The sequence below is a fragment of the Microcoleus sp. T3_A4 genome, assembly GCF_036700465.1.
GTDB lineage: Bacteria > Cyanobacteriota > Cyanobacteriia > Cyanobacteriales > Microcoleaceae > Microcoleus.
In genome coordinates this window covers 1-9,523 of sequence record NZ_JAUBOY010000095.1, presented here as the reverse complement: position 1 = coordinate 9,523, position 9,523 = coordinate 1, and the positions used below count along the sequence as shown (strand labels likewise).

The window sequence follows — 9,523 nt, the reverse complement described above, 5'->3', positions numbered from 1 at the left end:
ATTTTAAATCACCCTAACCTTCCTTCAGTCTTGTCTTATGGTACTCTGGCTGCTTAAAAACTGTCCGGAGTATTGTTCTGAGGAATTTATCGATATGCCTAACGGTAGAGGGGATTCGTTCAAAACCTAGCGGATAATATACTGCAGATGGTACAAAACTAACAGCGAGTAATATCTGTATAGGAGCACCCCCTCTACTGGCAGTTAGGCAAATGTGTCAATCTATGTTATGCTGAGTCAAAATTGAGGAAGAATCATGTCAAAAGAAAGAAAAAGCAACAAAGAAGTCAAAAAGCCAAAGAAACAACCTGATGGTGTTGCTAAGCCGAAGGATGACAAAAAAAATTATGGTAGCAGCGAGGGCCGCAAGTAGAGATACCTGCCACTCTTGGAATTGCGATTAATTTTGTTTAAGTTTTATTAGTATCAATTCTGAATAAATTACAATATCCTATTTTGGGATAATCCGAAAACAGGTTTATTATACCTAGGGTATATGCAGTGTTAAACCCAAAGTATAATGAAATCTGTTTTTAGCCATGAATATGAAACCTTCGGTAGCCGATCGAATTTAAGACCGTCTATTTAGAGTTTGTTGAAAAAAAATATAGTTCGATCGCCCAAATCTATCACAGCGATATCTCAGTAACTGCAATATTACCCTCAAAACACACGTCAACATCAGTCCCCGCCGCCCGATCGCGCGAGCCATATTCTCCCGCATAATAAAAGTATTCTCCCTCCATCCGGTAAACCACTGGCAGCGGCTGCGTCGAAGGCTGGCAAAACACAATTTCCGGTTCCGCACTTCCCGGCGCTAAATGCGGCAAATTCACATTCCAGAAACACCCCGACTTTAGTTCCCGGTTGAGCAAATCCGCCAACACTCGCGATGTCCAACGAGTCGCGACATCCCAGTCTATTTCGAGCGGCCTTTTAATCCGGTGGGAAATGGCGATGCCCGGAATACCGTGCATGGCTGCTTCGCGCACAGCCGCAACCGTACCCGAAATATACACGTCAACCCCCAAATTGCCACCCGCGTTAATACCCGAAAGCACCAAATCCGGTTTCGCACAAACGTGATGAAGAGCAATACGCACGCAATCGGCCGGTGTTCCCCCTACAGCATACTCAAAGGACGATCGCCGATCGACATGAATCGGACTGTGAGCCGTCACCTGATGCCCGCAGCCCGACAATTGCCCCTGCGGAGCCACCATAATTGTTTTGCCGCTTACAGCCTGCAAAAGTGCTTGAATGCCCGGAGCATCAATGCCGTCGTCGTTGGTTAAAATTATCGTCATTAAAAATGTGTCGGTTTTATAGAACCGATTTGAGAGCGCAGAGGCTGGCAACCTTCTGGTAGCTCTAGCCCAAATTGGTTGTTGGTTGGTGGCGATCGTCAGTATGAGCATTGCCACACATTTATATCATGGCATTAATTGAACTGTTGCCCCAGAAATATGGCGCGCCAGATTTTAGCCTAGTCGCACCTTGATATGACAGCTAAAGCGACTTGTTACGCTTGATCCAGTGCAGCATTCATGACATCAGTGTCAATGCCAACATCTAATCACATAATTTTTTCCTCGGCTCTCCCCGAGGCTAGGTGTTAAAAGTAGCAGATGATACTAAGTATCTGAGACTGAACGTTGAAACTCTCGATCGTGCTAAATTATTAGCTTGCGTTATCACCATAAGTACGAGAGAGCAGATAATAAGTTAATGTCGATTCCAATTGGGCTTTGAGGCAGGGGATGGGAGAATAGATATCAAATATTTATCAAAGATAGTATCTAAGTTACAGTCCTCATTTCCCATTCATAAATCAAATACTGATCTACACTGTTACCATTATTACATTTTTATTCAGGAGAGTGATATGAACGAACCCACTAAAAGCAATACCAAAGCAGGCTGTCCCCCAGTTCCCGAATCGCTTGTCAAAGCTAAACGCGATGAACTCACCGACATCAAACTAAATATTATTAAGATGGGTGAGAAAGACTTACCAGATGACTTACAGGGTCATGTCTTTATCATTGCACCAGTCGGAACCATTGAATCAGGAGGTCTTCCCTTTACAAATGGAGACTCATTCTTAAGCGGCGACGGTATGATTTACCGATTCGACTTCCAGCAAAAGGGTGAAGTTTTATTAACTACACGGATTATCAGGCCACCAGATTACTATGCGGATGAAGCAAGCCAACCTGGTGAAAAATATGCCAAGTATAAATTCCGCAATCATGGCATCATCAGGTTTTCTTGGTGTCTTGGCTCTCGCAATGATTTAAGTATTGCCTTCCTGCCAATGAAATTTGCTGAGGACTCCCAAGAACGCCTGCTAGTTGCCTATGATGCGGGTCGTCATTACGAAATTGATACGGCAACTCTTGAAGTGGCAACTCCTGTAGGCTGGAACAAAGAGTGGCGAGGAGAAATTGAGCTAAATTTTCCATTGCAGTGCCTGAATTTTCCCTTTTCACCCGTGCTTAGCACTGCTCACCCCGTATTTGACGTTCGCAAAAGCGAAATGTTCACGGTCAATTATGGGATGTCATTAAAAACTTTTCTCGGCATCGTAACTAATACGGCAAATAAACTAAAGAAACAAGTAAAGAAAGTTTTTCCACCAGCGAGACCATATCTGGAAAAATTCAAGCTTCCAGAAGATTTCATCTATCTAATGCGCTGGGATGGTAAAGGAGAACTAGAGCGATGGCAGCTAGTCTTGCCTGATGGTTCGCCTGTCAAAATTAAGCAAAGCATTCACCAAATTGGATTCTCTCAAAATTACGTGGTAATTGTAGATACCTCTTTCAGAACAGGGATAGAGCAGATAATTAACAACCCTTTTCCGAAAAACAAAAGATTAGAAGAATGGTTGCGAAAAAAACTGGATGTCATGGAGTTAGCAACAACTCCTGTCTATCTCATACCTCGCGATCGCTTAACCAAAGGCCAAAAATCTGGAGTTAGCGATCGCAACGAAGATGTGCCAACAGTGACTGTGCAAAAAGTAGAAATTCCCCTAGAGATAACCCATTTTCTCGTAGATTACGACAATCCCGAACAACTGATTACCCTCCATGCAGCACATACTTGTGCTTGGGATGTGTCTGAATGGATACGTGCCTATGATGACTCTCCTTATTGCGATCCTAAGTTACCTCGCCCACACGGGATGGAACAGAGCGAGATGGACATCAGTCGCGTCGGACGCTACGTCATTAACGGAAAAACGGGAGAAATCGTTGAACAGAAGGTTATTCCAGAGAAATTCATCCTTGACGCCGAAGAATGCAAGTGTACTTGGGGAGTAGCACTTTATGCTTATCTTGACCGACTTCCTTCGGATCTCTATCCCACCATGCCGCCAGGTAAGCTTGATAATATCTACTGGATCTCTTTGGGACTCTGGAAGGATCTAGTCAGTAAGTTTATGGTTGATTTCTTCAAAGACTATCCGTCCAGAGAAGTGCCACTAGAGGAATTGCTCAGAATTGCCCAAGAAGAAGGCAGACCAAGTAGCTTGTTCCGTATGGATACTTCTTCAACTGAATCGATGAAGATTGCCGATTCCTATGAATTTCCTCCTGGTTGTATCGGTCTTTCGCCCCAGTTTATACCGCGCGGTGATGGTAACAGTTCAACGGATGGTTACATTACCTGTACTGTTTGGTTGAACAATACCTACGAGATCTGGATTTTCGAGGCTTGGGATCTCAACCAGGGGCCGCAGTGGAAACTGAGCGATTCCTCTCTCAATTTTGGGTTAACTTTGCACACGACGTGGTTGCCCAGTATTGGACGCCGCCAAGCTAGCTACAACGTGCCTGTGAAGAAGGATTATCAGGAATTAGTGGCTCAGAAGCGATCGCAGGAGATTCAGGATCTGTTTGATGAAAAGGTGTACCCTCACTTTGAGAAAAAATTAAAATCGAGCTGAGAGCAACGGTAATATATTTAACAAGGTTAGAGGTCAAAGCTACTTTAAACTAGGTCATCCTGACCTCTAGTCTTTTTATATTGAAACAAAAAAAGTAAAAATATGATTATTCTCCCCGGCTACACAATTGCAGAGACACTTTATGAAGGAGACAGAACAGTTGTTTGCCGAGGAATCAGAGAGCGCGATCGCCAGCCAGTTATTCTCAAGATGATTAAAGATGAATATCCGAACATTGAAGAGATTACTCGCTTTAGACAAGAATACGCCATTCCCCAAAAATTAGACGTTCCAGGAATTGTTAAGCCCTATAACCTGGTTAACTATGAGAATAGCTTTGCTTTAGTCTTAGAAGACTTTGGCGGTCAATCTGTTAGCCAATTATTGAAAAGCATAAAAATTCACTTACAAGATTTTTTAATTTTGGCAATTTCTTTAGCAGAAACCATCGGTCAACTCCATAAAGTAGGGATTATACATAAAGATATTAAACCTAGCAATATCATCATCAACCCCGAAACGAGGGAAGTCAAAATAACTGACTTTAGCATCGCGATCGCCTTACCCAAAGAACAGCAAACTATTGTCAATCCCAACTTGCTGGAAGGGACTCTCGCTTATATGTCACCCGAACAAACGGGGAGGATGAATCGAGCAATTGACTACCGCACCGACTTCTATTCTTTAGGAGTGACTTTCTATGAAATACTGACCAACCAGTTGCCATTTACTACCACCGATCCGATGGAGTTGGTTTACTGTCATATTGCCAAACAACCCGTCCCACCTAAAGAGGTAGCAGAAATTCCTCAAGCGGTTTCAGATATTGTGATGAAACTGTTAGCCAAAAATGCGGAATACCGATATCAAAGTGCGGCGGGATTAAAATTTGACCTGGAAACTTGTTTGCAGCAATTGCAGACAACTGGAAAGATTGAAAATTTTCCCATCGGTCAACGCGATCGCGGCAACCAATTACTCATTCCCCAGAAGCTTTATGGTAGAGAAACCGAAGTCCAAATTCTTCTAGATGCCTTTGGACGAGTCAGCCTCGGTGCCACCGAGATGATGTTAGTTTCCGGTTATTCCGGGATTGGTAAAACTTCAATCGTCAATGAAGTTCATAAACCAATTCTAGCAGCTAGGGGATATTTTATTGCGGGTAAGTTTGACCAGTTTAAGCGCAATATTCCCTATGCGGCGTTAATCCAAGCATTTCAAGAATTAGTTCGTCAGCTATTAACTGAAAGTTCCGAAGAGATTGCTATTTGGAAAGAAAACTTATTAAATGCGCTAGAGAATAACGGTCAAGTTATTATTGATGTTATCCCCGAAGTCGAACTAATTATCGGTAAACAGCTTGAAGTTCCTCAACTGGGGTCATCGGAATTCCAAAACAGATTTAATCGGGTATTTCAACAATTTATTCGCGTTTTTTGTCAACCCGAACACCCGCTAGTCATATTCCTAGACGATTTACAGTGGGCAGATTCGGCATCTCTAAAGTTAATCCAACTCTTAGTCACTGACCCAGATAACAAATATTTGTTAACGATTGGAGCTTATCGAGATAATGAAGTCAGTCCCGTTCATCCTTTAATTCAGACAATAGAAAAAATTCAAGAAACTGAAACGGTGGTGAATAATATCACCATTCAGGCGCTGGCTTTGGATAGCGTCAACCAATTAATCGCCGACACTCTGGATGCCAGCGTAAATTCAGACGAAATAAAAGTTTTTTCAGAGTTACTTTTTAATAAAACCCAAGGCAATCCGTTTTTCTTAACGCAGCTACTCAAAACGCTGTACTCCGAAAATCTGCTGGTTTATCAAGTAGATACAGACCGCTGGGAGTGGGATATTCAACAAATCCAAGCAATTGGTATCGCAGATTTCAATATTGTTGAACTGGTTGCTCGCAATATTCGCAAACTCCCTGAAACAACCCAGAAATCATTAAAATTAGCGGCTTGTATCGGCAACCAATTTAACTTAGAAGTTTTATCAATTGTCAATGAAGAATCAAACATAGCGACGGCTGCTCATTTGTGGGAAGCACTGCAAGCGGGTTTGATTCTGCCGCTGTCTGAAAATTACAAAATTCCTCTACTCTTTGCCCAGGAAGAGTTGGCATCTGTACGGGATATCAAAGTTGACTACAAATTTTTGCACGACCGCGTGCAGCAAGCAGCTTATTCTTTGATTCCAGAGTCAGAGAAAAAAGCGACTCACTTGAAAATTGGTCAACTGTTGCTGAATAATACAACAGAGCAAGAGCGAAAAGATAATATTTTTGCTCTGGTTAACCAACTAAATTTTGGCACAGATTTGCTAACTAATCAGTCAGAAAAAGATGAGTTGGCTGAATTAAACCTGATTGCTGGACAGAAAGCAAAGGCAGCTACTGCATATGAAGCCGCTGTTAATTATTTGAATGTAGGTCTGGAACTTCTGAGTCAAGATAGTTGGGAAAGTCGATACGATCTGACATTTACTTTCTATCTGGAAGCAGCGGAAGCCGAATATCTTAATGCTAATTTAGAACGAGCGGAAATTTTGTGCGATCGCGCTCTCCAAAAAGCCAAAACAATCCTCGAAAAAGTCAACTTATACGAGCTGAAAATTAAGCTTGAACTCGCTAAAAACCAGATTCAATCTGCTTTAGATACCGGACTGCAAGTTCTGGAAATGCTGGGAGTGACCCTGAGTCAATCACCCCCGCAAGAACTCAATATTGAGGAGTTAGCAAACCTACCTGACATGACCGATCCCTACAAGCTGGCGGCTATGCAGATTTTAACTCTCATATGGCCTCCTGCTTGTTTTGGAGATGCCAAGCTATCTCTACCAATTCTGTATACTATGATCGAGCTTTCCAGTCAATATGGAAATTCTAGACCAGCTATTTATGCCTACTGTAACTATGGTGGAATCGTAACTTGGCAAATTCCAGACATAGATTTTGGTTATCAGCTCGGTCAACTAGCCTTGAATGTATTAGATAAGCTGAATGCCAAAGAGTTTCGCTGTAAAGCATTGCTCACATATTGCATTACTATCCAACATTGGAAGCAACATACTAGGAATACTATAGAACCCTTGCGTCAGGCAATTCAAGACGGTCTAGAAGTTGGCGATATAGAATTTGCTTGTCATACGGCTGACTTCTACTGCGCCCACTTGTTTTTTGTTGGTGAACATCTTGATTTTGTGGCTGAGAGGTTGGAGCAATATATTGATTTTGTCAATATGTTTAAACAGGAATACCAGTTAAACTTGTTGAAAATATTTGGTCAAGCTGTATCTAATATTAGGGAAGGGGCTGAAAATAAATGCGAATTAATGGGCAATACTTTTAACGAAAGAGAAAGTTTGCAACTATTTATTAAAGAAAACAATGTAATATATTTGTTGTACATATATTTTTTTAAATCTCGTTTGTGCTATTTTTTTAAAGATTACTCTGGCTGTTTAGAAAATGCTGAATTAGCAGCCAAATATTCACATTTTGTTCGGAATATAATTCTGTTTACGGAACATATTTTTTACTATTCGCTTGCTTTAGTTGCTCAGTATGCAAACACGCAATATCGTGAAGATAATGAGAACAATGTTAAACAGCAACAATATCTAAAACAAGTAGAAGAAAATCAACAAAAAATGAAATATTGGGCCTTCCATTGCCCAGCTAATTACCAACATAAGTATGACTTAGTAGAAGCAGAAAAAGCCCGCGTATTGGGGCAATCTTTCTCAGCAATGGAATATTACGACCTGGCGATAGATGGAGCCAAGCAAAATGGATACGTCCAGCACGAAGCCCTCGCCAATGAACTAGCAGCAGAATTTTATTTAACTTTAGGTCGTCAGAAAGTAGCGCGTACCTACATGATAGACGCTTACTATGCTTATATTCGCTGGGGAGCCAAGGCAAAAGTTAAAGATTTAGAAGAGCGCCATGCTGAATTACTCGCACCAGTCGTCGGTAGGAAAAAGAGCCTGACGAGTGGAAGAGACGAAACGATTGTTCAGACCAGAACCACTGTCACTTCTACCAGTTCAGGTGCTGCAAACGAGCTGGATCTATCAACAATTATCAAAGCCTCCCAAGCGCTCTCAGGTAAAGTTCATCTGGATGAATTGCTCTCGAATTTGATGCAAGTCTTGCTGGAAAACGCTGGAGCAGAAAAATTTTATTTCATCATACCTGACCCAGCAGGTAAGTGGAAAATTGAAGCTCAATGTACGGGTGAACGATGTGAATTAATATCCAAGTCAGGGACTGAAAATCAAGTGATTCCTATCTCGCTGGTTAATTATGTAGAACGCACCCAAGAAACTCTTGCGATCGATGATGCAACCACTGAAACTAGGTTTGCCTCTGACCCGTATATTATTCAGCAGCGACCTAAATCTATCTTGTGTAGCCCCCTGATTAATCAAGGTAAGTTGGTAGGCATCTTATACCTAGAAAATAATTTAACAGCGGGGGCTTTTACGCGCGATCGCCTAGAAGTCCTCAACATCATTTCCGCCCAAGCTGCGATCTCCATCGAAAATGCCCGCCTCTATCAAACTTTAGAAGAAAAGGTGCAACAACGCACCGCCCAACTGGCCCAAGCAAACCAAGAAATTAGCTCCCTCAACAACAAACTTAAAGCCGAAAACATCCGCCTCAGTGCTGAGTTGGAAGTCACCAAACGACTGCAACAAATGATTTTGCCCAAACAATCAGAACTAGATAAAATTCAAGGATTAGAAATAGCTGGATATATGGAACCTGCCGATGAAGTGGGTGGCGACTACTACGACGTACTCACCCAAAATGATAAGGTGAAAATTACCATCGGCGATGTTACGGGACATGGTTTAGAAAGTGGCGTATTAATGATTATGGCGCAAACCGCCGTCCGCACTCTCCAACAAATGAACGAAACCGATCCGGTGAAGTTTCTTGATGTGTTAAACCGCACCCTTTATGCCAATATCGAGCGCATCGACTCGTCTAGAAACATGACCTTGGCTTTGTTAGATTATCAAGATAGTAACTTCAGCCTCAGCGGTCAACATGAAGAAGTTATCGTAGTCCGTACTGATGGTAACATCGAACTGATCGATACAATGGAACTTGGCTTTCCTCTGGGATTAGAGGAAGATATTGCTCATTTTGTTTCCCAAGTTGAAGTGCATCTTAATCCAGGGGATGTAGTAGTTCTTTACACAGATGGAATTACCGAAGCTGTAAATATAAATAAAGTGTATTACGGGATAGAAAGATTGTGCCAAGTCACAAAAGAAAATCGCCACAAAACCGCTAAAGAAATTCGACAAGCAGTAATTGATCATCTGGGCCAACATATTGACAAATATAAAGTTTTTGACGACATTACGTTGGTAGTCCTAAAACAGAAATAACGCAAGTTGGGAATTGGGAATTGGGAATTGGTAATTAGTAATTGGTCATATCAAGTCCGGTTGCACCGGACTTGTATATACAGCAGATTCCATGTATATATGATACAGTTTATTTAGTATATAAGCTAAAAAAATGAAACCTTATTCGATTGA

3 protein-coding genes are annotated in these 9,523 nt (G+C 41.8%); 2 read left to right on the top strand and 1 reads right to left on the bottom strand.

Going from position 1 to position 9,523, the window contains the following annotated elements:
- Positions 1-629 precede the first annotated feature (629 nt).
- The gene (gene surE, locus QUA07_RS29175) at positions 630-1,307 is read right to left on the bottom strand and encodes a 5'/3'-nucleotidase SurE (RefSeq protein ID WP_333332551.1); all 678 of its coding nucleotides are present in this window, start codon (positions 1,305-1,307) and stop codon (positions 630-632) included.
- 578 nt (positions 1,308-1,885) lie between these two features.
- On the opposite strand from surE, the gene QUA07_RS29170 reads away from it, so the two are divergent.
- Both QUA07_RS29170 and QUA07_RS29165 read left to right on the top strand, forming a co-directional pair.
- The gene (locus tag QUA07_RS29170) at positions 1,886-3,955 is read left to right on the top strand and encodes a carotenoid oxygenase family protein (protein ID WP_333332548.1); all 2,070 of its coding nucleotides are present in this window, start codon (positions 1,886-1,888) and stop codon (positions 3,953-3,955) included.
- Between the two features lie 102 nt (positions 3,956-4,057).
- Positions 4,058-9,370 (top strand): AAA family ATPase, encoded by a 5,313-nt coding sequence (locus tag QUA07_RS29165; RefSeq protein ID WP_333332545.1) that lies wholly within the window; start codon positions 4,058-4,060, stop codon positions 9,368-9,370.
- Positions 9,371-9,523: the final 153 nt, after the last annotated feature.